Origin of the sequence: Tychonema sp. LEGE 06208, assembly GCF_015207505.1 — a bacterium.
Classification (GTDB): domain Bacteria; phylum Cyanobacteriota; class Cyanobacteriia; order Cyanobacteriales; family Microcoleaceae; genus Microcoleus.
Window position 1 is genome coordinate 1 of the sequence record NZ_JADEWT010000074.1, and the last position, 24,494, is coordinate 24,494.

20 protein-coding genes are annotated in these 24,494 nt (G+C 46.4%); 11 read left to right on the plus strand and 9 right to left on the minus strand.

Going from position 1 to position 24,494, the window contains the following annotated elements:
- The 3 genes from IQ263_RS18720 to IQ263_RS18725 form a co-directional block, all read right to left on the minus strand.
- On the minus strand, positions 1 to 118 hold a 118-nt coding region (locus IQ263_RS18720), incomplete at its 3' end, for an IS630 transposase-related protein (RefSeq protein ID WP_194066405.1).
- Positions 119 to 385: 267 nt separating this feature from the next.
- Positions 386 to 520 (minus strand): hypothetical protein, encoded by a 135-nt coding sequence (locus IQ263_RS29420; RefSeq protein ID WP_255515899.1) that lies wholly within the window; start codon positions 518 to 520, stop codon positions 386 to 388.
- A 97-nt stretch (positions 521 to 617) separates the two neighbouring features.
- Positions 618 to 992 (minus strand): DUF1257 domain-containing protein, encoded by a 375-nt coding sequence (locus IQ263_RS18725; protein ID WP_194013147.1) that lies wholly within the window; start codon positions 990 to 992, stop codon positions 618 to 620.
- 763 nt (positions 993 to 1,755) lie between these two features.
- Here IQ263_RS18725 and IQ263_RS18730 point away from each other — a divergent pair.
- Together IQ263_RS18730 and IQ263_RS18735 are read left to right on the plus strand one after the other, a co-directional pair.
- Complete coding sequence (locus IQ263_RS18730) at positions 1,756 to 4,107, plus strand: PAS domain S-box protein (RefSeq protein ID WP_194069140.1); 2,352 nt, start codon at positions 1,756 to 1,758, stop codon at positions 4,105 to 4,107.
- A gap of 22 nt (positions 4,108 to 4,129) precedes the next feature.
- A complete protein-coding gene (locus tag IQ263_RS18735) occupies positions 4,130 to 5,791 on the plus strand; it encodes a putative bifunctional diguanylate cyclase/phosphodiesterase (protein WP_194069182.1) in 1,662 nt (553 codons plus the stop codon).
- A gap of 428 nt (positions 5,792 to 6,219) precedes the next feature.
- Here IQ263_RS18735 and msrP read toward each other — a convergent pair whose 3' ends face one another.
- A complete protein-coding gene (gene msrP / locus IQ263_RS18740; RefSeq protein ID WP_194069184.1) occupies positions 6,220 to 7,203 on the minus strand; it encodes a protein-methionine-sulfoxide reductase catalytic subunit MsrP in 984 nt (327 codons plus the stop codon).
- Between the two features lie 548 nt (positions 7,204 to 7,751).
- Between msrP and IQ263_RS18745 the strand changes: the two genes are divergently transcribed.
- From IQ263_RS18745 to IQ263_RS18760, 4 genes are all read left to right on the plus strand, one after another.
- Positions 7,752 to 9,797, plus strand: coding sequence for a serine/threonine-protein kinase (locus IQ263_RS18745; RefSeq protein WP_194069186.1), 2,046 nt, complete (start codon positions 7,752 to 7,754; stop codon positions 9,795 to 9,797).
- A 135-nt stretch (positions 9,798 to 9,932) separates the two neighbouring features.
- Complete coding sequence (locus IQ263_RS18750) at positions 9,933 to 10,466, plus strand: tetratricopeptide repeat protein (protein WP_194069189.1); 534 nt, start codon at positions 9,933 to 9,935, stop codon at positions 10,464 to 10,466.
- 92 nt (positions 10,467 to 10,558) lie between these two features.
- Entirely contained in the window at positions 10,559 to 11,467 is a 909-nt protein-coding gene (locus IQ263_RS18755) for a hypothetical protein (protein ID WP_194069191.1), read from the plus strand.
- A 282-nt stretch (positions 11,468 to 11,749) separates the two neighbouring features.
- Positions 11,750 to 12,043, plus strand: a complete 294-nt coding sequence (locus IQ263_RS18760; protein ID WP_194069193.1) for a DUF3288 family protein — start codon at positions 11,750 to 11,752, stop codon at positions 12,041 to 12,043.
- A gap of 96 nt (positions 12,044 to 12,139) precedes the next feature.
- Here the strand turns inward: IQ263_RS18760 and secA are convergent, their stop codons facing one another.
- A complete protein-coding gene (gene secA, locus IQ263_RS18765) occupies positions 12,140 to 14,956 on the minus strand; it encodes a preprotein translocase subunit SecA (protein ID WP_194069195.1) in 2,817 nt (938 codons plus the stop codon).
- A 246-nt stretch (positions 14,957 to 15,202) separates the two neighbouring features.
- Positions 15,203 to 16,153 carry a ribonuclease Z gene (locus tag IQ263_RS18770; RefSeq protein ID WP_194069197.1) on the minus strand — a complete coding sequence of 317 codons (951 nt, stop codon included), beginning with the start codon at positions 16,151 to 16,153 and terminating at the stop codon, positions 15,203 to 15,205.
- Between the two features lie 269 nt (positions 16,154 to 16,422).
- Here IQ263_RS18770 and IQ263_RS18775 point away from each other — a divergent pair, with 269 nt between their 5' ends.
- Together IQ263_RS18775 and IQ263_RS18780 are read left to right on the plus strand one after the other, a co-directional pair.
- Positions 16,423 to 17,595, plus strand: a complete 1,173-nt coding sequence (locus IQ263_RS18775) for a SpoIID/LytB domain-containing protein (protein ID WP_194069199.1) — start codon at positions 16,423 to 16,425, stop codon at positions 17,593 to 17,595.
- Between the two features lie 318 nt (positions 17,596 to 17,913).
- On the plus strand, positions 17,914 to 18,180 hold the full coding sequence (locus tag IQ263_RS18780) for a DUF4177 domain-containing protein (protein ID WP_194069201.1): 267 nt from the start codon (positions 17,914 to 17,916) through the stop codon (positions 18,178 to 18,180).
- Between the two features lie 80 nt (positions 18,181 to 18,260).
- Here the strand turns inward: IQ263_RS18780 and IQ263_RS18785 are convergent, their stop codons facing one another.
- Positions 18,261 to 19,580: a hypothetical protein gene (locus IQ263_RS18785; protein ID WP_194069203.1), complete on the minus strand. Its 1,320-nt coding sequence runs from the start codon at positions 19,578 to 19,580 to the stop codon at positions 18,261 to 18,263.
- Positions 19,581 to 19,971: 391 nt separating this feature from the next.
- Between IQ263_RS18785 and IQ263_RS18790 the strand changes: the two genes are divergently transcribed.
- From IQ263_RS18790 to IQ263_RS18800, 3 genes are all read left to right on the plus strand, one after another.
- Entirely contained in the window at positions 19,972 to 20,493 is a 522-nt protein-coding gene (locus tag IQ263_RS18790; RefSeq protein ID WP_194010252.1) for a photosystem I assembly protein Ycf3, read from the plus strand.
- A 262-nt stretch (positions 20,494 to 20,755) separates the two neighbouring features.
- A complete protein-coding gene (gene gatC / locus IQ263_RS18795) occupies positions 20,756 to 21,037 on the plus strand; it encodes an Asp-tRNA(Asn)/Glu-tRNA(Gln) amidotransferase subunit GatC (protein WP_194069216.1) in 282 nt (93 codons plus the stop codon).
- Positions 21,038 to 21,242: 205 nt separating this feature from the next.
- A complete protein-coding gene (locus IQ263_RS18800; protein ID WP_194069218.1) occupies positions 21,243 to 21,959 on the plus strand; it encodes a potassium channel family protein in 717 nt (238 codons plus the stop codon).
- Between the two features lie 218 nt (positions 21,960 to 22,177).
- Here IQ263_RS18800 and IQ263_RS29425 read toward each other — a convergent pair whose 3' ends face one another.
- The gene (locus tag IQ263_RS29425; RefSeq protein WP_255515900.1) at positions 22,178 to 22,300 is read right to left on the minus strand and encodes a hypothetical protein; all 123 of its coding nucleotides are present in this window, start codon (positions 22,298 to 22,300) and stop codon (positions 22,178 to 22,180) included.
- Between the two features lie 139 nt (positions 22,301 to 22,439).
- The gene (locus IQ263_RS18805; RefSeq protein WP_194069220.1) at positions 22,440 to 24,071 is read right to left on the minus strand and encodes a cation:proton antiporter; all 1,632 of its coding nucleotides are present in this window, start codon (positions 24,069 to 24,071) and stop codon (positions 22,440 to 22,442) included.
- Positions 24,072 to 24,494 lie beyond the last annotated feature (423 nt).

Consider the following 24,494-nt stretch of genomic DNA (forward strand, 5'->3'; position numbering starts at 1 on the left):
CCAGCCACCGATATATCGTTGCCCTTCCTACCTTAAAAAGTCCGGCAGCTTGAGCGATACGACCGCCATTTTCTACATAATCCACTACTCTTTTTCTCAAATCAATACTGTAAGACATTTTCCTAGCAGCTTCACTATTTTTATTCATTTTACCTCATTTTTAAATAGTCTCATACTTATTTGAAATGACTATACTTCGACTTCGCCCTACAAGTTTGAGATTTACTCCACAGATGAATCAGCGAGCAGGAACAATAGCCTAAAATTTTAGTTGTGTGGGTGCCGGTTTACCTGAATTTTTTGTTGCTATCAAAGATGTCAGTCAAGGGAGCCCCTACCGAATCCCAAAAAACCTAGAAGCGGGCGCTAGCGAAGAATCACGAAATCACAGCCAGAAGATGAAAGCAAAAGGGAGCATCTGGTGTGTGGCAAAAAGCATTTTTTTATTGAGCGTGCGATCGTCCCCGCTCGCATATTGTACTCGCTCTTCGGGGACGATCGCACTATAAACGCAAAACACCAGATGCTCCCAAGCAAAACCCGCTTGACCCCTCGAATATTTATTGATTTGTCCCCACTTACTTGGTATATAAAAACGAGTTATTCAAGCGCAAGTCTTAAACCCATCGACCCACAACAACCCTCACCGTTCCATCCGCCAAAGTTTCCTCTTTTTCAACATGAAAACCCTCGGACTGCACCGCCGCCATCAACTGGCGGCGCGCGTATTTTTGACTAATTGAATTGACAAATTCTTGCTTGTTAATTCTAGCGCCCCAAAAATCCGCAACCAATTCGTAATTCTCTCCATTGCGACGAAAACCCAAATCGTAACCGTTGGATTGCCGAATCACATACTCCGCATTAGTTTTGTCGCCCTGATAACCCCGCACCTGCACGTTGGACTCTACGTTATAACCCAACTCTTCCAACACTTGATGCAGCAGTTCGCCATTGGTGATTTGAACCTCGATCGTTGTGAAGTGTGACATATCACTTTCAGATTTTTGTGTGAAACGCTGATTTGATTATAATAGCATTAACAACCACCGTCAATAACTTAGGACTTGCGCTATTTAACTCGATTTTTACGATAAATATAGAGCTTTGCAGAGTCACACCTGCACATCAACCTGCTTGAGTGGTGCTTTTGTCTACCGCGCCTTGTCATTCCCGAATTTCGATTTTTTAATAGATACTATAACGATAAGAAAAGCAAATTTAAAAACGAAATCTTAACCATAATTTAATAACTATTTACCTGTTTTTTAATTCTACGATCTAAAACTTGTACGGGTAACTTGAAATGTCTAAAATCTAAAACCTCAGAACAAGTTTGAGGTTTTAGATTTAAATCGCTGTTCCCTTGCGATCGCCCCGATCGCACTTTTGTTAGCCGTGACTATATTTCAAAAATCCCGATTCCCGATTCTTGAGTGCGTGAATATACGCAAACAATATAAAATTTTTATAATTGTATGTCTTGTACAAGGCTAACATTGCGAAACTTGTTTTTAAAATACTACACCTGCTTACCGTGAAAATACGTATTTACAGGCATTATTCAGCTTGTTATCAACCTTTAAAAAGTTGCCAGAAAGACAGACAGGGGAGCAATTGCTGAATGTTTTAAACAAGATTTAAACTATCGCATCTGGCTCGGATGAGTATCCCAAAAAACTGTAATATTTCACTTAAAAAGTTTATGCTTAAAAGATAGCCCGGGATTAAATATACAGTACATCCCTGAGAACCATGTCATACTGCAACCAATCCATCTGTCGATCGCGCAATCCTGCTGAAATGTGCGACACTGCTGCGAGTTGGCAGCTTATAGCCGATCGACTAACGGTAGAATTGAGCAACACGCGCGCGAAGCTTCATACCGAAATCGATCGGCTAAAACAAGAAAACGAAACCCTCCACGCCGCCCTCAGTTGTTCCCCAATTTTCCTGTGGGCAACTGACAAAGACGGCAGGTTAACCCTTGCTTCCGGCAAAAAATTAGAAAATTTGGGGTTCAAACAACCTGTAACTGTCGGACTGTCGATTTTTGAAGTTTACGGCAGTCAGCCAGATATTTTAGAAAATATTGCCGGGGTAATAGCAGGAAAAGATCGCACTTGGAATGCCCCAGTCGGGCATTTTATTCACGAAATTCGATCGACAGCGCTGCGAGATGCAAGGGGGGAAATTGTCGGGGCTGTCGGTATTTCTACCGATATTACCGATCGCCAAAAGTCGATCGCCACTCTCGAAACAGCAAATCAAGAATTAGAAAACAGACTTCAGCAGCAAACAACAGCCTTCAATGCAGCACTTGCCGAAAGCGAAAAAAAGTACCGCAACCTTGTAGAGACCTCCCAAGAACTTATTTGGTCGATCGATATTCAAGGCATCTTAACTTTTGTCAATACCGCCGCCAAACGCATCTACGGTTACGACCCCCCAGAAATGATCGGCCGCCGCTTTACTGAGTTTTTAATTCCCCAACAAAAAAACAAACAAATAGAAATATTTGCACAACTTTTAGCTAGAACCAGCCTTCAGCAACAAACCCCCAATTCTCCTTACGAAATAGAACAAGTTCGCAAAGACGGTAGCCCCGTCCACCTGCGCGTCAACAGCATCATCAACCAAGGTGAAAACGGCGCTATTTTAGGTATGTGCGGAACCGCAACAGATATTAGCGATCGCAAGCGATCGGAAGCAGCACTCCAAGAAGCCACAGACCAACTTCGCGCCGTCTTAGATGCAGTGCCCGGACTCATTTCTTGGATCGGTTCAGATTTGCGGTATATAGGAGTCAACCAGCATTTAGCCACCTCCTTCCAACTGTCTCCAGAAAGCTTTGTCGGTCAAGAAATCAACTTTCTCGACAAAGGATCGGCTTTTGGAGAACTGATCCGAAACTTTTTTGACAGTTCATCTCAACAAATCTGGCAAGAAATAGACATAGAAATTAATGGCAACACCCGCAATTATCTGATAGTAGCTCAGAAATATCATCAAGGAACCGCAGCAGTTTCGGTAGGAATAGACATTACCGACCGCAAGCGCGCCGAAGCTCAAAAAACCGAACTAATCGCTTCTTTACAAGAATCTGAGCACAAATTACGCAGCCTTTACGAAGCCACCAGCGACGCAGTAATGCTACTAGACGAACAAGCATTTTTTGACTGTAACGTCGCCACCCTCAGAATATTTGGTTGTAGCAATCAAGAACAGTTCTACGGGAAAAAACCAAGCGAATTTTCCCCGCAATTTCAGCCCAACGGACAAGACTCCCGCAGGTTAGCCGCCCAGAAAATATCAACAGCAATGCAAACAGGTAGCTGTCGCTTTGACTGGGTACACAAACGGCTAGACGGTTCAGAATTTCCAGCCGAAGTGCTGTTAAATGCAATGGAAATTAACGGCCGCAAAGTAATTCAAGCAGTAGTGCGAGACATTACAGACCGGAAGCGCGACGAAGATCGGATCAAAGCATCCCTCGCAGAAAAAGAAGTCCTCTTCAAAGAAATTCACCACCGCGTCAAAAATAACCTGCAAGTAATTTCCAGTTTGCTCAAACTTCAGTCCCGCTACATCAAAGACAGCAGGGTTACTGAAATGTTAAAAGAAAGTCAAAACAGAGTCATGTCAATGGCCCTGGTTCACGAACAATTGTATCAATCCAAAGATTTTTCAAACATTGACTTTGCTGAATATATCCAAAATCTTGCCCACAATTTATTTCAAGCTTATGAAACTCATGCAGAAAGCGTCAAATTGCAAACAAATATTGCGCCGTGTTATATGAATATTGACGAGGCCGTTCCTTGCGGATTAATTATCAACGAACTTGTGACCAATGCACTAAAATATGCTTTTGAAGGAGAAATCGCAGGTACAATCAACATAGACTTTAGTTTAGAAAATGACAGGGTTTGCGTGCTAACTGTAAGCGACAGTGGTGTTGGTTTTCCTCAAGACTTAGATTATCGAAATGCCCGCACATTGGGTTTGCGACTTGTCGGATCTTTAGTTAAGCAAATTAGGGGGAAAATAGAGCTACTAGAAACAACAGGCACGACTTTTAAAATAACATTTTCTCAACAACAATAGCCATCTTCGGAGAGAAAAAAATATGCCTAATAAAAAAATTCTGATAGTTGAAGACGAAAGCATTATTGCCGAAGACATTTCCGACAGCTTAATATCTCTGGGTTATAGAATCACTGATATTGTCTATTCAGGAGAAGAAGCAATTCAATCGGCAACAGAATCTCGACCAGATTTAGTTTTAATGGATGTTAACCTGCAAGGAGAAATCGACGGTATTACAGCAGCAGAAGTAATTCGATCGCGCTTGGCAATTCCGGTAATTTATCTAACAGCCTATGCTGACGAAAATACTTTGCGACGGGTCAATTCAACCAAACCATTCGGCTATATTGTTAAACCATTTGAAGAAAAAAACTTGCACACAACTATTCAAATAGCTCTGCACCGACATCAGCACGACTGCTTGACAAACTTGCCAAATCGTTCGCTGTTGCGAGAGCAGCTAAGTCAGATATTAGACAAACACAAAAACTTGCCAGCAATGATTCCGGTTATGACTCTTAGTTTAGATAAAATCAACAGGATTAACAGTACATTTGGACACGATATTGGCGACTTTGTACTTTGTAAAATTGCCGAACGGCTGAGTAACTGCACGGATAAAATTAATATAGTGGCTCGTTTGGAAGCTGCTGAATTTGCAATTGTTATCGAACCAGTTGCCAAAAAACAGGATGCTGTCAAAATTGCTCAAAATATTTTAGATATTGTAGCCCAACCTATAATGGCCAGAGGCTCCGAACTGTACGTCACGGCGAGTATCGGCATTTGTTTATCTCCAAACGACGGCAGCAATGGAGACGAACTACTGAAAAATGCTTATACAGCTATGTATAATTCTCAGGAGAAAGGAGGAAATAACTATCAATTTTATACCGCTAAAAATGCAATTATTTCCATTAATAAACTTAGTCAAGAAAATTGTCTTCGCCATGCTTTGAAACGCTCGGAATTTGAAGTTTATTATGAACCAAAAATACAAATTGAAACCGGAAAAATTGTTGGTGCTGAAGCATTAGTGCGCTGGAATCATCCAAAAAGAGGTCGAGTTTCCCCTGGGGAATTCATTCCAATGGCTGAAGAAATGGGCTTAATTGCACCGCTGGGCGAATGGGTTTTAGAGACTGCTTGCAGGCAAACTAAAGCGTGGCAAATTGAGGGTTTACCTCCGCTGCGGGTAGCAGTCAATGTGTCAGCCCGCCAGTTTGAAGGCAAAAATTTGACGGAGAGAGTCAGCCAGATATTGAGAGAAACTAATCTCGATCCTAAATGTCTGGAATTAGAATTGACGGAAGGTCTGATTTTGCAAGATGAAACGGCTGCGGCGGGAGCTTTTCAGGTATGGAGAGATATGGGGATTAGGATAGCGATTGATGATTTTGGGATTGGGTATTCTTCTTTGAGTTATCCGAAACGCTTTGTATTTGATGCGCTCAAAATTGACAAGAGTTTTATTCGGGATATTGCGGACGATCGCCAAAATGCAGCGATTACAGTAGCGATTATTCAAATGGCGCACTCTCTGAATATGACTGTGATTGCTGAGGGGGTAGAAAATGAGCGGGAACTTGCGTTTTTGTGCGCCCGCGATTGCGACGAAATTCAAGGCTATTTTTTCAGTCAGGCTTTACCAGCGGCTGAGTTTGAGGCCTTGCTCAAAAGCGATAAGCGTTGGGAACTATAGCAGTTTTCAGGTAAGCAATTTCAGGCAAAATAGTACCCAAAAGCGGTTCGCGCGTGCGGAATGCGAGTCCGCAAAAGAGCAGACTCGCATTCCACACGGGCGATCGAATTTTAGGAATGAAATTTTAACTGAATGTGAGTGGGAAGTCCCGCACCCTACCTGTACTCAGGTGGGTGACGGGATGAAAACGAACCAGAAACAAGTTGAGCGATAGCGAATCAGTGATACAATTGCACTATCTTGACCACTATCCTCCTAGGCGAAAACCAAGCTAAACGGAGCGTGTAGCCAGAAAAAGTATGGGTCTTAGGAACTAGGACTCCTGCCTGTGGAGGGAAGATCAGACTACTTGCTTCAACGGATAGCAACAGCACATCCCAATGAATCAGGAAGCCAGTGCTGTATGCTACGCATCAGCGTCTGGTAGTTCACCTGTAAAGACTCGCCACATATTCGCCGTAACCGTTATAGGGTAAAGTCGGGCGAGTTTCCCACGACCAACTGTTACCGGGGCCGACGACTCTTTCGCTGGCTTGAGACCATCTGGGGTGAGGTTGGTCGGGGTTAACATTGGCTTCAAAAGCGTATTCGTTGGGGCCGACTGTATTCCAAAAAGTAGCGGGTTGTTTTTCGACAAATTCAATTTTGACGATCGACTTTGCGCCCTTAAAACCGTACTTCCAAGGAATCACTTCTCGCAGCGGCGCACCGTTTTGTTTGGGTAGCTGCCGCCCGTACAAGCCCGTAGCAAAAAATGCTAAATCGTTGGCCATTTCCTCAATCCGCAGACCTTCGGTGTAAGGCCAAGGATAAAATTGTGACATTAAACCGGGGCCTGGAGTAATTTTTTTGTCATAAAACGAGGTGAAGCGAACGAATTTAGCATTTGATTGTGGTTCGACATCAGCCATGAGTAATTTCATGGGAAATCCGACCCAAGGAACTACCATTGCCCATGCTTCTACACAGCGAAATCGATAAACTCGTTCTTCGATGGGAAATTTTTTGTAGATGTCGTCAATGTCGTAAGTGCGGGGATTTTTGACTAAACCTGCTACTTCTACTTTCCAGTTTTCTGTTGGCAAAGCTTGAGCGGCTTGCCAAATAGATTTTGTGCCGCCGTATTCGTAAAAGTTGTTATATTTTGTAGCTAAGGCTTCGTCGGTAATTGCTCGATCGACTTTTGCGAAGTTAGAATTCCGGGTCAATCCCGAATATGCTTGGGTTGAGCTTTTGTCCAGAGCGGTTTTTGAACTATCGCTGCTTTGACAGCTTGTCAGCGGCAGCAACGAAGCAGTCACGCCAGCGCCGATTAAATTTGTCATGAAGCGGCGGCGGTTGAGAAAGGCTGTTTCTGAGGTAATTTGGGGATCGAGAATTTCCCAAGATTTAGGAATGCGAATTAAGGGCATAAGTAATAGTTAAAAGTTAGTAGTTCGTCGGGCGAAATTTGCCCAAATTTCAATTTTTTAGTTTATTGGAAATTTGAGATTTACTCAGGGCGATCGGAGGATAGGGGAGTTTTGGCAATGCCTCGCGATGGCTTGACTTGGCGCTGCGAGCAAAATTATTGTATCCGCAATGACAGTATAGCCTAATTCGTTGAGAGCGAGTTCTGCCGAATAATGTCACGGCACGCGGGCGATCGACCTATTATACCAATTTCATAAAGTAGTGCTAGATATTAGCCCCCCAACGGTAGCTTAGTAAGGGGGGGCTAGGACTTGATCCATAACACAGCTTTAGAAAAATGGTATTAAACCTCCATCGCAGGAAAGTCAGTAATAATTAACGCGCGATCGACCGCAGGAATTGTCACTAAAATCTTGGAAACAATTATCATGAAGCAAAGCAATGATTCAAATTATTTAATTTGTCCAAAGGAAGCGGCACGCACCGCCCCGCTTTCCTCCCCCACTCCTGGCTTTAAGTCGGACGGGGGTCTCCAGCGGAAAGAGAAATGAGTTACTGCATCAATCCCAATTGCCAGAATCCAGAAAATCTCGATCGCGCCACAGCCTGCAAAAGCTGCGAGTCAAACTTGCTGCTAAAAGGTCGCTACCGAGTATTTCACCCCCTCGGTCAAAGTCTCGGTTGCCGCACCTTCTTAGCAGTCGATGAAGACCAACCAACCCAACCCCGCTGCGTCATTCAACAGTTCTGCAGCTCAGTGTCCTCAGTCGCCGACAATGGCGCACAGCTAAACCAGACATTTCGCAGCGACGCCAGCGTCCTCGACGAGTTGGGTAAACATCCCCAAATACCGAAACTGCTGGCATTTTTTGAAGTAGAAGGCTGCCAGTATTTAGTGCAAGAATACATCCCCGGTCGCAATTTGGCCGATCGACTGTCGCAAAAAGGCGTACTGAAAGAAATTCACATTTGGTATTTGCTGAGCGAATTGTTGCCTGTCCTGCAACTGGTTCACGACCATCAACTAATTCACCGAGACATCAAACCCTCCAATATTATTCACCGCAAAACCAGCCAAAATGGCTTAATAACGGCGGGTAAAGAGGATGTAGGTACTCTACCCTGGGAGGAGGAATCGGGACTGGTTTTAGTCGATTTCGGCGCGGCAATTCCTGCCAACAGCGGGCCGCTGAAAACAGAAACAGTGACTGGTTCGGCCGAATTCGCCGCTCCCGAACAAATCAAAGGTCAAGCTATTTTGAGCAGCGACATCTACAGTTTGGGCGTGACTTGCATTCATTTGTTAACGGGAATGTCGCCCTTTGATTTGTTTGATATCAAAGGGGACACTTGGGCCTGGAGGCACTATTTGAAAATACCTGTTTCGAGCAGACTCGGCCGCATCCTGGATAAAATGGTAGAACGAGAAGCATCAAAACGCTATCGATCGACCGAAGCAATTCTCAGAGACATAAAATACGGCCCGACACCGATAGACGCGATTGTCAACAAACCCAGGGTGACTTTGGCTTTGTGGGGAGGAGCCGCCGTTGCCCTAATTTCAGTGCTGCTGGGTTCTGGCTTGTCATCGACAGTACCGGAGGCTTTCACTTCTTCCGAACCGGTTTCCAGCATTCCCGAAATTCGGTTCGAGCCGCCCCCGATGCAGAATTTCAGCAGCGAGCCATTGCAGTCAGGCCCTGCAGTTCGCACTCTCGCAGAGCAAGACAAAAACCCGGTGTGGGCTGTAGCAGTCAGTCCCAACGGCCGCGTCATAGTCAGCGGCAACAATGACGGGACAATTCGCCTGCTGCACAAGCGTCACGGCAAAATACTCAAAGTTATCTCAGCACATTTGGGGCCCGTGTGGTCGGTGGCTGTCAGTCCCGACGGCAGGACGATCGCCAGCGGTGGTGCAGACGGTACGATTAAATTGTGGAATTTCTATTCTGGCAAGTTAATTCGGACGTTGGACGGAGACAAAGATGGCGTGTTCTCAGTTGTTTTCAGTCCCGATGGCCGAGTCCTCGCCAGTGTCGGTAAAGACAATACATTGAAACTGTGGCAAGTCGAAGGCGGTGCCGAGTTGCAAACCCTCAAGGGGATTACCGACGAAGTGTATTCAGTGGCTTTCAGTCCCAACAAAGATACTTTGTTTGCGGGCAAGGGCGACGGTACGATCGAGATGTGGAATTGGAAGACTGGGGAATTCCAAGCGACTCTCACGGGTCATGTCGATGCTGTTTCGGCTTTGGTTGTCAGCCCGGATGGTAATATTTTGGGCAGCGGCGGTTGGGACAACACGGTGAGGATTTGGGATGTCACCACGAATCACGGGCCGCAGCCCTCGGGCGAGGTGACTTTTACCGGTCATGCCGATCGCATCCAGTCTTTAGCTTTCAGTCCCGACAGCGAGACGCTAGCGAGCGGCGATTTGAGCGGTACTATCAAGCTGTGGGCGATGGATAGCGGGGAACAGGGTACGCTCAAAGGTCATTCGACTTGGGTGGAACTGGCTTTTAATCCTCAAGACAAAACCTTGATCAGCGGCAGTTATGACGACACGATTAAGGTGTGGCGACTGTCTCCTTGATTTTTCTATTCTTTCTTGGAACAATCTTTAACCATAATCTTTGATTTGGTTGGGGATTGTTCAAAACTCGGCGATTGAAATTGCTTAAGAGTCAAACTTTCGTCCATTCCCAGCAGGTTGAATATCCTAAAATTTATGACCGCAAATTCCGAGTTAACACAGCAGTATTTGTCAGCGGGCGAGAACCTGCAGAAATTGGGAAAATTTGAGGAGGCGATCGCCCAATACCAACAAATATTAGCACTCAAACCGGATGCGGCGGTTGCGTGCAGCAAGATAGCAGAAGTTTATTATACGCAACAGAAATATGTAGAGGCGATCGCCTCCTGCTACCAAACACTGCGCCAGCAACCAAATTTCGCCCCAGCCTACAAAACCCTAGGCAATATCCTGCAAGCTCAAGGTAAAATAGAAGCGGCGGCGCGCGCCTACTCCAAGGCGATCGAATTTGACCCAAAATTAGTTGCAGCCTATGTTAACCTAGGCAGTATGTGTTACAAACAAGGCTTGCCGGATGATGCGATAACTTATTATCAAAAGGCGATCGCTATTCAACCAGATTTAGCCGCCGCTTATTGGAATTTAGGCAAACTTTTGGAAGAGCAAGGGCGAATTAATGAAGGTTTATTTTATCAAAAAAAAGCTCTAAATTTACAGCCTGATTTATAAGCTAGAAGCAATTCAGTAAAAAATCACACTTACTGAAGAGCAATGTTATAGTCAAAATAATTCAATTATTAATAAATGCAAGCTGGAGCGAAATGACAATCAACCAGAATCCGCTCGAATTCCTAACCGCTAAAGTACAAGAAACTGTTGCCGATACCCAAAACTTAGGCAACCAAATTGTGGCTAAAGTTGAGGAAAGTGCAACTGTATTAACGGCGTGGGTACAGTCAGCGCCAAGTTCAATGGTTAGCGCCGGGGCGATCGCCAGTCAAGAAGCTTTTAAAATAGCACACAACATCCGTTTTGAGAACCTGCCAACAAACCTGCAATGGAAATTTGCGAGGGCTGGGATGCGTGACGGCATCCGAAACGTTCAAGAAGCAGCAACAATATTTGAATCCATACCCGCCCAAATTCGCGCCCAAGGCCCCGAAGCAATTCGCAACTTCTGTCAAGATAAAGATTGGAGTCACATCCAAGCGCACGTCAATGGAGGCGGTAGCGAAGCTGCTAACGGGATTTTTGAACATTTTTGGGTAAATCGGGCTCGCGGCGGTAAAGACATGACTGCGGCCGAATTAGCCGTCGCTAAGCAAGTTTTAGCGGATGCAGCATTTAAAGCAGCAGTTGCTGAAGTTGTTGGGGCTGCAATGAAAGGGGCGATCGCCGCAGCAGTAATTGAGTTAATATTTTCGATCTTAGAAAATTCGCTATTGTGCGTTGAAGGCAAAATTACCCAGTCAGAGTTAGTCTCAGAAGTCGCTACCGCCACAGCTAAAGCTGGCCTTGCTGGCGGTGCAATTACCGCGATTCTCTTAACACTCTGCATGATATTTCCCCCGATTGCCGCGCTTTTAGGTGCCGCTGCGATGCCCTTGGCGGTTGCAGGTGTTGGTTTTATGGGAATTCGTGGCTGGGAAATCTTTTGTCATGGCGATCGTATATTTGGTATTACTGAACAAGCACAAAAATTTCTGGGGATGAATGAAGCGACAACTTAAACAGTTGACAGTTGACAGTTGACAGTTGACAGTTGACAGTTGTGATACCCGAATCATATCGTTTCTGGTTGCATCGTCAGGTGATTTAACCGGCGCTAGAACACAGAGTACACAGAGTCCGAGAATATATATCTGAATCATTCCGATGAAGAGAGGATTTGATATCAAACCGTTGATGAAGCCCGGATTTAAGACTCTATTCATGATAGTTATTTATGTCCGCGCTTTTGGGTGGCGGTTGCTTCTAGCAATATTTTCAGATGATTGGGAAATATAAATAGTATGGATTCAGTAGAAAAAACTCAAGATCAGCAGCATCCGCAATACAAGCGCGATCGAGCCAGTGTCGATAGTTTATTAACAGGAGAAGCAACCGACTACAATTTATCGGAATTAGCAAGATTAATCATTCGCTACCGAGGCTTTCCCGGCGCTAGAGATATTCAATCAGACTTAAAAAAAGTCCTGCAACAATGGAATCATACCGAAGAAACTCTTTACGAACAAACCCGTAAAATTCACGCCACAGGTGAAGTTTACAGGAAACAAAAAAGCGACCAAGAAGATTGGCTTTAATCTCAAATCTGCAATATCAATTCCGGTTGAATCGAAATTAATATTACCGGAAATCAGGACACGGCACTGCCGTGTCCTGATTTCCGGTAACTATTTTTAAACCATCTCAGCCGAAACAGGCATTGCAGGCTGCGGCTGGAACTGGAACAGCGAATAAACCACATTGCGGCGGATATCCGTCATCATGTCCAAAAACAGCTCGTAACCTTCAGTTTTGTACTCGATTAGCGGGTCTTTTTGTCCGTAACCGCGCAACCCGACAGACTCGCGCAAAGCATCCATTTGCTGCAAGTGTTCTCGCCACAAAGTATCAATTTGCTGCAAGATAAAGAACCGCTCAGCATCGCGCATCAATTCCGCTCGGATGGCATTAACTTCCGCTTCTTTCATGTCGTAAGCGTTGCGAACTTGTTCGTGGAGGAAAGTTTTAATTTCCTCAACCGACAAATCCTCTAATTGATCGGGAGTCATGTCAGCTAGGAGATAAACAAATTCCTTCACTTTGCTGACAAGTTTTTCTAGTTCCCATTCTTCTGAAGGCAACTCGGGATTGATGTATGCTCCCACGATATCGTCCATCGTTTGTTCGGCATATTTAATTACCTGTTCCTTCGAGTCCAAACCTTCCAAGACTCGGCGGCGTTCTGCATAGATTGCTCGACGTTGATTGTTCATCACTTCGTCGTATTCAAATACCTGTTTGCGGATGTCGTAGTAGTAGGTTTCGACTTTTTTCTGAGCGCCTTCGAGGGAACGAGTCAGCATTCCAGATTCGATCGGCATATCTTCCTCAACACCGAAAGCCTTCATCAAACTTGCTACCCGTTCGCCACCGAAAATCCTGAGCAAATTGTCTTCCAAACTCAAGAAAAACCGCGTAGAACCGGGGTCTCCTTGGCGTCCCGCCCGGCCCCGCAACTGATTGTCAATCCGGCGCGATTCGTGGCGTTCGGTACCGATGACGTGGAGGCCTCCCAACTGCACAACTTCATCGTGTTCGGTGCTGGTAAAAGCGTCGTATTCGCTGCGAGTTAAATTGTAAGCTTCCCGCAATTTTTGAATTACGATGTCTTTTGTCGGCGCTTTTTCCGAGGCTACAGCCACAATGTCATCGGCTTTCAATTCCGAGAGCGATCGCTCCCCGTACTCCTTCACCGCCAATTCCACCGCCGCCTTGAGCATTTGCTCAGCATCTTTCGATAGCTGCGTGGGGAAAATCTGCGCCGAAGCTTTCCAAGACTTGACCTTTTTGGCAGTTTGACCAAAACCTTGAGCTGCGGGGCGGCCGCCAATACCGGGAACTTGCACCAGCGAAAACCCTTCTTCATCCTCCGGCTGCACGATCCGGGGCATCAAGTATTCCCGCAACTTGAGCCGCCCCATGTACTCAGAATTACCGCCCAAAATGATGTCTGTACCGCGTCCGGCCATGTTAGTGGCGATCGTCACAGCGCCTTTGCGTCCGGCTTGAGCGATAATTTCCGACTCCCGTTCCACGTTTTCCGGTTTCGCGTTGAGCAAATTGTGAGGAATCTTGAGTTCTTGGAGCAGCCGCGACAGCAACTCGGATTTTTCTACGCTCGTGGTGCCCACCAGCACCGGGCGACCGATTTCGTGCATTTCGGCACATTCTTGGGCGATCGCCTTCCATTTCCCAGCCTCCGCCTTGTAAACCATATCCGAAAGGTCAGCGCGGCTCGTCACCCGGTTAGTAGGAATCAGCGTCACTTCCAGACTGTAAATCTTCTCAAATTCGGTTTCTTCAGTCTTCGCCGTCCCAGTCATTCCCGACAGCTTCGGATAAAGCAAAAAGAAATTCTGATAGGTAATCGTCGCCAGCGTCTGAGTTTCCGGCTGAATTTCCGCGTGTTCCTTCGCTTCTATCGCCTGGTGCAAACCGTCGCTCCAGCGCCTTCCGGGCATCACCCTGCCGGTAAACTCATCGACAATCACCACTTCGCGATCGGGATTGACAATGTAATTAATATCCTTAATAAACAATTCCTTCGCCTTAATCGCATTAAAAATGTAATGCGCCCAAGGGTCAGCCGGGTCGTACAAATCCGTAACGCCCAACAACCGCTCAGCTTCCCCAAACCCTTCATCGGTCAATAGCACATTCCGAGCCTTTTCGTCAACCTCGTAATGTTCCTCATTTTCCTTTCTCAGAGCAGCAGCTACCTCAGCCGCCCGCAGATACTTCTCGCTGGGGCGTTCCACCTGGCCGGAAATAATTAGAGGTGTGCGGGCTTCATCAATCAGCACCGAGTCAACCTCGTCAATTACGCAGAAATTAAAAGGACGCTGCACGACATCTTCCATGACAGTAGCCATGTTGTCCCGCAAATAATCAAAACCCACTTCGCTGTTCGTCGCGTAAGTAATATCGCAGTTATAATTTTGCTTGCGTTCCGCCTGATCCATGCCCTGCTGGATCAACCCCACCGTCAATCCCAAGAAGCGGTGCACCTGCCCCATCCATTCCGCGTCCCGCCTTGCGAGATAATCGTTGACAGTGATGATGTGTACGCCTTTACCGTTGAGGGCGTTGAGGTAAGCCGGCAGCGTCGCCACCAGAGTTTTACCTTCACCGGTTTTCATTTCGGCAATTTGGCCTTTGTGGAGGATGATGCCGCCGAGGAGTTGGACATCAAAGTGGCGCATTCCCAAAACCCGCTGTCCCGCTTCCCGCACCACTGCAAAAGCTTCTGGCAAGATTTCGTCTAGGATTTCTTTCTCTTCGTTGAGAGATTTAGCTTTTGCCAGACGTTCTTGAAACTCGGCAGTTTTCCCTCTGAGGCCGTCGTCTGAGAGGGTGCGGAAGTCTTCTTCCAAGATATTGATATCAGCTACCCAAGGCTGAAATTTTCTCAGTTTGCGCGCGTTGGGATCGCCTAACAGATTTTTAAACATGGCAGGAGAGGCAGATTTTTAATAATTTAGCTATTAGCTTTCAGGGTTACGGGCTGTAGTGTTAGCCACAACATTTACCTTTCCAGATTGTAGCAGAAGACCGGGCGGTTGAAACCGCGCCTGTACAGACACTCGCGCCCATTGCCAAGGGTTGAATAAGATCGGGCTATTGAGATTATCTGATTGCATTCAGTCCGGTTGGCATGGACTTTGTTTGTACGGGCGCGATTTCAACCGCCGTCTCATCTATGAAGCATTCCCCGACTCCTGGACTCGCGGTATTTCGTAACTCAGGAAATCGTAAGCCATTTTCGTATTGGGAAAAATGGCCTGGGCTTCTTTGAGCAAATCATCTAGGACGATCGCATTTCCCGGAGCATAACGCGGGCTAAAATGCGTCATAATTAATTGTTTTGCCCCAGCGAGCAAAGCAACTTGAGCCGCCATTGTTGAGGTTGAATGCAGGCGATCGAAGGCCATTTGAGCATCTTGATGGGCAAAAGTCGCTTCGTGCACCAACAAATCGGCATCCTTCGCCAATTCCACCGCCCCATCACAAAAAACTGTGTCTGTACAATAAACAAACTTCCGCCCAATTTGATCGGGGCCGCAAAAATCGCTACCTTGAAACTGTCGCCCGTCCGATAATTTTACCGTTTTTCCTTGTTTTAATTGCCCGTAAATTGGCCCGGAAGGAATACCCACAGCCTTCGCTTTTTCTACATCAAAATGTCCGGGACGATTTTTCTCAGTTACTCGATAACCAAAAGCAGTAACTCGATGCTTTAAAGGAGCGCAACTAACAATATATTCGTCATCTTCATAGATAACTCCCGGCTGACTTTTGTGGATCTTTACCGGGTAAGAAAAATGAGTTTGAGAATAGCGCACGCCAGCTTGCAAATATTCTTCTAGTCCCGGAGGCCCGTAAATATCGATGCGCTTGACATTCCCCGCCAAACCGCAGCTAGCCAGCAAACCCATTAAGCCGAAAATGTGGTCGCCGTGCAGGTGAGTGATGAAAATACGGCTCAGTTGGCTGACTTTGAGCTCGCTTCGCAGAAACTGATGCTGAGTTCCTTCGCCGCAGTCAAATAGCCAGAGTTCCGCTCGCTGAGGCAAACGCAGGGCGATGCTGGAAACGTTGCGCGATCGCGTCGGCACGCCGGAGCTAGTTCCGAGAAATGTAATCTGCAAGAGTCAAATCACCTCAATTAAATCTTAAAAAATATGTTACATATATCCAGAGTGCGACAAATCCGACCTATAGGAAATAGTCGCAGGCAGGAACCGGGATAAATCGCTGTTGCTGCGAGCATCGAGTCGTTCCAATCTTTTTTGACAGGCGCACAAAGTGCCAAACCCAATTCTAACGTTTTCTTTCTGCCGTTCTCCTTCCTTTTCCCCAACCAAACCTTCCCCTTAAAAATTCTCAAACTCGTACAGCACAGGAGGAACTTTTTTAAATGCAGCCAGGAGTGTTATTTGCTTCGCTTCTTTCAAGATTAACAAAACGCTACTTTTGGATTTCTCTGTTGTTTTGGCTGGTAATGGTAGCCCCAGCACAGGCGGCGCTGATCTTGCGAGTGGCGGTACAAGACGGCGCAAGTCAGATCAAAGTCGGCAGTTCTACTAAGGCTGCAATCCGCGACGGTAGCGGGCGCAATTTGGGCGAACTGTCTGCCAACAGTTCTGGATCGGCTCAATTTCGATCGGGCAAAGTGGCGATCGGGCGCTGGGCCGCCAATCAAATTTGGATCGAGCCGACCGGGAACGGGTATGTTTGGATTGGCGATCGGTGGTATCGCGGACGCACCCTTGTAATTCCCGAAAAAGGAGGCCTGACAGCAGTCAACTACGTCGATATCGAACAGTATCTCTACAGCGTTCTCGGTGCCGAAATGAGCGGCAATTGGCCTCTGGAGGCCTTAAAAGCCCAAGCAGTCGCCGCCCGTTCCTACGCAATCCACGAGCGCCTCAAAAGCGAAACCGACCTTTACGATGTGGACGACACTCAGTCTTCGCAGGTTTACAAAGGACTGCAAACAGAATCTTCGGGTACTTATAGCGCAGTCGATGCCACCGCAGGTCAAGTTCTCACCTACAACGGTCAGATTATTTTAGCTGTTTTCCACTCAGCATCTGGCGGACATACCGAAAATGTTGAGGATGTTTGGACGGAACCCCTGCCTTACCTGCGCGGTGTTCCTGACTTCGACCAAGGTGCGCCGGTTTATCAGTGGAAAGAAAATTTCTCCCGCGCTCAAATCAGCAGCAAGATTTCCGGCGTCGGTAACGTAATCTCGATGAAGCCAGAACGCACTACCGCTTACGGCAGCGTTTTGAGGATGAAAGTTGTGGGAGATGGCGGTTCTAGAGTGATGACTGGGGCAGATTTGCGTCGGGTTCTGAGTTTGAGGAGCACGCGGTTTACGGTGATTCCTCAGTATGCAGGCGGGAGCGCCAAGAACAGCGGTCAAGCTCCTACGAGTTTTCAAGTTGCTGGCAAAGGTTTCGGTCACGGTGTTGGCATGAGCCAGTGGGGAGCTTACAATTTGGCCAGGCAGGGATACGGCTACCAGCAGATTTTGTTGCACTATTACCGGGGCGCTGCTTTGGCTAGAATTGCTGTTCAGTAACCGCTCGGAAGCAGGGAGAGTGGGAGGGGAGAATCTGTGTTTTGCAACGCCGCATTTTTTTTACTGGTTGTGGTTCCCAAGCTCTTTTCACTGGTTCCCAGGCAGAGCCTGGGAACCCATGTAAGCGATGCTCTGCCTCGTCGTCGGCTGCGAAGATGGAGGCAGAGCCTCCGGATCTGCATTACCAGGCAGAGCCTGGTAACGAGTAAATGACTAATGACTAATGACCAATGACTAATGACCAATGACTAATGACCAATGACTAATGACTAATGACCAATGACTAATGACTAATGACTAACTACATTAAGGATAACTATGCAAAAGTGGGAATATTTTTTTGTGGATGCAAATATGTATCCTTTTGGCAATAAGCTGATTAGTTTATATGTAAATGGTGAGGAATTGCGAGATTGGAAACAAGGATCGCTGCATCTATTTATCAATCAGTTGGGGGAGGAGGGTTGGGAACTTGTGGCTATGCGCCATGACTCGAAATACGACCAAAATTGTTTGATTTTTAAACGTCCTAAAATTGTCAAAAAAGCTAGGAGTACGAAGCAGTCTTTGGCACAGCAAACTTGACCTAGCTCAATCTAATATTCATCGGATTTTAGATGTTGACTCAAAATTATTAATTGATTTCAAATCGTCAAATAGAAAATCTAAACTCCATCGATTCGCCGCTGCCATTCGGCATCTATTTTTGCTGACTGTTCTAGTTCTTGTTGGGTTAAATCGGTTTCTGTTGTATAAGCTAAATCTTCTCCAGTCAGTAGATTTTCTGCTGCAAATTCCTGGGCGTAGCTTAATTTTTGCTGCAAGTTGGCATCTGGTTGGTTTAATAACATGGCTCGCTGCTGCCGCTCTTGATTCCGGGTTTCTATCCTGCTATTTTTCCACTGAGTCCAGAAGTACCGAATTAAGGGAATTGTCAAAAATCCGACGCCGTAAATCAGCAGTAGTGGATAAATACCGCTGACGAAACCGATAAATCCACTGGCGATCGCACTTTTAGTTAATAAATTCCCCAAAACTAACGCACCGACAAGATTCACGGCTCCCAACCCCGCCGCGAGCATGACTTGGCCGGAGCTGGCGTGGCTGAAACGCCACAGCATTTCTCGCAAATAAGCTCCTACTGGTTGAGGATTTTTTTGAACTGCTGTGGTTTGCAATTGCGGAAAATGGTAGACTATTTGTCCTTCGGGACTGACTTCGGGGCGGCCGTCAAAACGCGCGAGAGTCGGTAGCATATATTCTTCGTATTCTCTCGCGTATCCTTGTCCGAGATTGTCGAGATAGGGCGCTATTTGTTCGGCGACTACGGCACCTCGGTTGTTGCGAATTGCGGCGGCAATATCGCTCCACTTGCGCTCTTCTAAATTGTAATTTGGATTGCCATCTCCAAATAGAAAGGAGAAAACTGCTTCCAGAAAACTCATCTGGGGTTTTTGGCCGCTTAAGCGCGATTGCTGCTGGTAATAAGGTTCGTTATGGTTCCAGTAAAATATCCAGGGTAACTCGTTCCAGAAGTAGGGAAAAAAGAAAAATCCGCCGCCTCTGTTACCGTCGCTTCCGCCTCCGCCTCCGCCTCCGCCTCCGCCTCCGCCGTTATTGTCGCTGTTCATGCTGGAGAGTAACATCGTGATGGCCGCAAAAATTAAGAGGATGGAAGCTACCAGCACTATGCCAAAAGATACTCGAATCAGGTAAAATAGAATTTTCCAGATTTTTTGCCACCATTCCTGCAACTGCAAGCGAAAGAATTTGTTTCGCAAAATATCTCGAAAGTTGTTGGGAAATAGGTAGGCAATGTCGCCGGATTCTGCTACTTGCAGGTGGCCACCTGCTTCGGAGGCGAGGGTTAACAGTTCTCGCTGGGCAAAATTAACGTCTAATCCAGCTTTTGCCGCCACGTCTCCAACCGTAACGCGGTAGCCAAGTTGCTCGACGGCTTGCATAATGGTGGGATTCGGAGCCATAGGTTTCTCTCTGTGAAAATTACCCGGTTGTTTATATTATATATTGTGGGAATTCAAACTGGTTTTGAGTCGCTGGTTTATGAATTTTTTTGATGATGCTCTTGACTTTGGGGCGAAATGTTGCTAGGTTTTTGCCCGATCGCCCGTAGAGTGCGGTCAATAGGTTAAAGAAATGTGGTTTTTTTTGTCAAGACTGGCAAGAGTTATCTAAAATGGATGGGATTTGCACTCTTTTGCACCTCGCAAGCGCGTGTTTTCAGGTTTGCAGTTGTGTCTCACCAGCGTTTCCAAGCGTCGGCGGCCGGACTGAACCGAAACAGTCGCAAAACTCTTAATAGGAAAACTTTACAGGCTAATATTTTTGATTGGCCGTTAACCAAAGAATCGAATTATGCCCAGAACTCAACGCAACGATAACTTTATTGACAAAAGTTTCACGGTAATGGCCGATATTATCTTGAAGATTATGCCGGCGAAAAAGCAGGCGAAGGAAGCTTTTGCTTACTATCGAGATGGTATGTCGGCTCAAGCTGATGGCGAATATGCTGAAGCGCTGGACAATTATCATGAAGCGCTGAAGCTGGAAGAAGATCCTTACGATCGCAGTTACGTGTTGTACAATATGGGCCTGATCCATACTAGCAACGGCGAACACGAGCAAGCTTTGGAGTATTACAGCGAAGCGCTGGAACTGAATCCGAGAATGCCGCAGGCGCTGAATAACATTGCTGTGATTTACCACTATCAAGGGGAAAAGGAAAAGGAATCTGGCAATGTGGAAGCGGCGGAAGGGTTGTTTGATAAAGCTGCAGATTATTGGAAAGAGGCTATTCGCTTAGCGCCGAACAATTACATTGAGGTGCAAAATTGGCTGAAGACGACAGGCCGATCGCAAATTGATGTGTATTTTTAACTATGATTGGGAATGGGGAATTGGGAATTGGGCATAGTTAGTAGTTAGTAGTTATTGGTTAGTAGTTATTGGTTAGTAGTTATTGGTTAGTAGTTATTGGTTATTGGTTAGTAGCTTCTCTAATAACAAACAACAAACAACAAATAACAAGCAACAAATAACAAATAACAAACAACAAACAACAAACAACAAACAACAAATAACCAATTCCCAATTCCCAATTCCCAATTCCCAATTCCCAATTCCCAATTCCCAATATATTATGATTGACAGAGAAGAAGTTCGGAAAGTAGCGAATTTAGCCCGATTGGAATTAACGCCGGCCGAAGAAGAACAGTTTACCGTTCAACTGAACGGTATTTTGGATTATTTTGAGCAGTTGAAAGAACTGGATACGAGTAAGGTAAAACCTACAACACGGGCGATCGATGTTAGCAATATTATGCGATCGGACGATTTGCAACCTTTTGCTAACGGAGAGAGTATTTTGGAGGGAGCTCCCGATCGCGATGGGGAGTTTTTTAAAGTTCCTAAGATTATGTAGGATTCCCGCTACGCACCTAACTGACGAAAATCTCTGGAGGGGTGGGCTACCAATACCTACCCCACCAGACCAAACTAACTGTGGAATATGCTGTAAGCAAGGGCGGGAAAAGCCACCCCACTAACCGATTAAACGGATAAAAACCCAACACAATCTCACTCGTAGCGATCGATATTTAAAGTTTTTTTTGGGTTGAAAAATAGTCATGTACGTATTAATTGGTGGAGCTGGAATGATGGGGCTGGGTTTAGCCCAGCATTTATTAAAACTCGGTCATACGGTGGCCATCATCGATGCAGACCCGCTGGCGTGTCGCTTTGCTCGTGAAAAAATCGGAGTGATGGCATTTGAAGGCAGTGCTGTGAGCATGACGGTTCTTCTGGAAGCCGGAATTAGAAAAGCAAACGCAGTCGTTACAGCACTCAGCGACGATGCACTGAATTTAGCGCTGATCGCCCTATCTAGAAGCTATGGTATTTCCCATATTGTGGTGCGAATGCGCGATCGCGAATTCATGGAAGCCTATCGACTTGCCGGAGCCAGTCACATCATCAGCACTATTGATTTGGCAGTTGCATCAATGGCGAATGCGATTGAATACCCCCAAATCGAGTCTATGATGCACTTTGAACACGGGCAAGTCGAGGTACTAAAGCTGCCAGTTCCAGGCGATTGCAAGGTGGCAGGTCGCACTGTTGCTCAAATTGCTCAAGACCCTCGTTTTCCAACAGGTTCGCTGATTATTGGTTATCAATGCCATGCCTGCGCCAATCTGGAGATTCCGAACGGCAATACAGTTCTTGAAGCAGGCTCTACTATCTTGGTCGTCACCCGTCCAGAGCTAGTTCACCAGATGATTGATTACCTCGGCATTCGGGCTAGTCATCTGCCAACGTTAGAAGTTTCTCATCCAAATCTTTGATGTAAGGATGAACCAGATCCTCTGGGACAATTCGCTTGCGGAGGGCATCGCTAACGGCTCCTTTTTCTGCTAAAAGCAATCGCCGTCGAATCGTATCTAGCCCGCTGCGATCGTCCTTTACTTGCCCGGCCCGATGTTTCTTGAAGCAGGCTCTACTATCTTGGTCGTCATCCGTCCAGAGCTAGTTCACCAGATGATTGATTACCTCGGCATTCGGGCTAGTCATCTGCCAACGTTAGAAGTTTCTCATCCAAATCTTTGATGTAAGGATGAACCAGATCCTCTGGGACAATTCGCTTGCGGAGGGCATCGCTAACGGCTCCTTTTTCTGCTAAAAGCAATCGCCGTCGAATCGTATCTAGCCCGCTGCGATCGTCCTTTACTTGCCCGGCCCGATGTTTCTTGAAGCAGGCTCTACTATCTTGGTCGTCATCCGTCCAGAGCTAGTTCACCAGATGATTGATTACCTCGGCATTCGGGCTAGTCATCTGCCAACGTTAGAAGTTTCTCATCCAAATCTTTGATGTAAGGATGAACCAGATCCTCTGGGACAATTCGCTTGCGGAGGGCATCGCTAACGGCTCCTTTTTCTGCTAAAAGCAATCGCCGTCGAATCGTATCTAGCCCGCTGCGATCGCCCTTTACTTGCCCGGCCCGATGTTGATTGTAGAGATCGCGCAGCACTCGCTCCGAGTGTGCTACTCGTGCTTGATATGATGCCCATAACTCTTCGTAAACTGCCTTCGGCAACACGCCAGATTTCAGCAAACTATCTAGCTCATCTTGAGCCGCTTTGGAAGCGATCAACTGAATCTGTAACTGCCCAGCTTCCTGCATTACATCAGAAACACGGCTAATTTTTAGTCGTTTTACCATCCACGGTAAACTTAATCCCTGTCCGACCAAGGAGAATAAAACTGCACCGAAAACCAGGGCAATGATGTTATCCCGTCCTGGTAGGGTCAAGGGAATCGCAACAGCTAAGGCCATTGAGAGAGACCCTTTAATATTCCCTAAAACCAACACGTGCTGCCAGCGTAGCGGAATGGGGCGATCGAACCAGCGCAGCGCCGCTAATAACAAATAGACCGAGAGAATCCGTCCCAGTTGATAGGCCAGAATGACGAATAAAATGGATGGCAAAATTCTCCACAGCGTCAGCGGGTTAATTTCAATTCCAATCAGCAGGAAAATAAACGTATTGACGCCAAAACCAGCGTATTCCCAGAAACTCAGTAAGCTAATCCGATCCGAGGCAGACGAACTGCGAGGCAGCCCAAGGTTGCCAAAAACAAGTCCGGCGATGACCACCGCCACCGCGCCCGATACGCCTAAAAATTGTCCGATTTGGAAGGTTCCCAATGCGAGAGCGACGGTTAGCAAAAGGCTACTCAACGGATCGTTTAAGCGAACAAATATCGGCAGGCTCAAGTAACCTAAAACACCCCCGACCAGTGCCCCACCTAAGGCAACCACGAGCAGTTCCTTCACGCCTTGTATAGCTGTGAGAGAGCCTGTCGCATAAATGACCAAAAGCAAATTAAATGAAATTAGAGCAGCCGCATCATTGAACAGAGTTTCTCCTTCCACGATGGTGGATAGCCGGGAAGGCACACGGATCTCCTTAAAGACCGCGATCATTGAGACAGTATCCGTATTTGCCAGAATGACTCCGATCAGCAATGCCGGAATCCAGTCTAGCCCTAGCCCAAATTTAACCAGAACAGCGATAATTGCTGAGGAAAAGATCGAGCCTGGACCCGCCAGCAGCGCGATCGGCTTAAAGGTGCTGCGGAGACGGCTGATATCGGTATTGATAGCTGCTTCAAAAATCAGAATTGGTAGAAAAAGATTTAATACTAAAGATGGGTCTAAACCAATTCGACGCGACAAGAGCTCCGTAATGGGCAAGCCTGCTAACACTAAGCCCGTCACATAGGGAATTCGCAACCGTTGGGTTACGAGTGCAACAACAGTTGCAATCAGCAGCAGAATGATCAAGATGATGACCAATTCAGGAATGACTCCTGCCGTTTGGCTATTTGTAGCAGGCTCGCTGCCCAAGGGAGTTTGTTGCGCTACAATCGACTCTATCACCGATACTCCTGTCATAAACTCCTTTTCCTCAAATAAATTGACAGATTAACTACGGTTTTAGTCTACAGGATACGGTTCACTCTACTGTAGACGTAACTGCAATGTACGTGGTGTATTTGGATGAATGGCGATGAAGCTGAAACAGGCTTTCTGGGTTGGTTGGGCGATCGGATCGTTTTTAGAGTGCAATTTTTTTGGTAGATCTGGATGATTTACAAACCCTTACAGGATGCTAATTCCTCTTAATTGTACTGGTTTTTAATATTTTTTTTAACAGTCTCTTCTGAAGTGTTGCCGACCCGATCGCGCTTGCCGCTCTCGGCGGGTAATGGAAGTTGTCGATCCGTATGTCAGGAGTAGGAGAGCGAACGCCCAAAGGGGAACATCTCATATTTGTAAAAACACTTCTTCTCCCTTATTCCTTCTCCCTTATTCCTT

Excerpts from the sequence above, each read along its gene's own strand:
- IQ263_RS18760 (WP_194069193.1), top strand. The coding sequence starts at position 11,750 with ATGGATTCAGTAGAAAAAACTCAAGATCAGCAGCATCCGCAATACAAG.
- IQ263_RS18785 (WP_194069203.1), bottom strand. The coding sequence starts at position 19,580 with ATGGCTCCGAATCCCACCATTATGCAAGCCGTCGAGCAACTTGGCTAC.
- IQ263_RS18790 (WP_194010252.1), top strand. The coding sequence starts at position 19,972 with ATGCCCAGAACTCAACGCAACGATAACTTTATTGACAAAAGTTTCACG.
- secA (WP_194069195.1), bottom strand. The coding sequence starts at position 14,956 with ATGTTTAAAAATCTGTTAGGCGATCCCAACGCGCGCAAACTGAGAAAA.
- IQ263_RS18730 (WP_194069140.1), top strand. The coding sequence starts at position 1,756 with ATGTCATACTGCAACCAATCCATCTGTCGATCGCGCAATCCTGCTGAA.
- IQ263_RS18755 (WP_194069191.1), top strand. The coding sequence starts at position 10,559 with ATGACAATCAACCAGAATCCGCTCGAATTCCTAACCGCTAAAGTACAA.
- msrP (WP_194069184.1), bottom strand. The coding sequence starts at position 7,203 with ATGCCCTTAATTCGCATTCCTAAATCTTGGGAAATTCTCGATCCCCAA.
- IQ263_RS18735 (WP_194069182.1), top strand. The coding sequence starts at position 4,130 with ATGCCTAATAAAAAAATTCTGATAGTTGAAGACGAAAGCATTATTGCC.
- IQ263_RS18745 (WP_194069186.1), top strand. The coding sequence starts at position 7,752 with ATGAGTTACTGCATCAATCCCAATTGCCAGAATCCAGAAAATCTCGAT.
- IQ263_RS18725 (WP_194013147.1), bottom strand. The coding sequence starts at position 992 with ATGTCACACTTCACAACGATCGAGGTTCAAATCACCAATGGCGAACTG.
- IQ263_RS18805 (WP_194069220.1), bottom strand. The coding sequence starts at position 24,071 with ATGACAGGAGTATCGGTGATAGAGTCGATTGTAGCGCAACAAACTCCC.
- IQ263_RS18780 (WP_194069201.1), top strand. The coding sequence starts at position 17,914 with ATGCAAAAGTGGGAATATTTTTTTGTGGATGCAAATATGTATCCTTTT.
- IQ263_RS18750 (WP_194069189.1), top strand. The coding sequence starts at position 9,933 with ATGACCGCAAATTCCGAGTTAACACAGCAGTATTTGTCAGCGGGCGAG.
- gatC (WP_194069216.1), top strand. The coding sequence starts at position 20,756 with ATGATTGACAGAGAAGAAGTTCGGAAAGTAGCGAATTTAGCCCGATTG.
- IQ263_RS18775 (WP_194069199.1), top strand. The coding sequence starts at position 16,423 with ATGCAGCCAGGAGTGTTATTTGCTTCGCTTCTTTCAAGATTAACAAAA.
- IQ263_RS18800 (WP_194069218.1), top strand. The coding sequence starts at position 21,243 with ATGTACGTATTAATTGGTGGAGCTGGAATGATGGGGCTGGGTTTAGCC.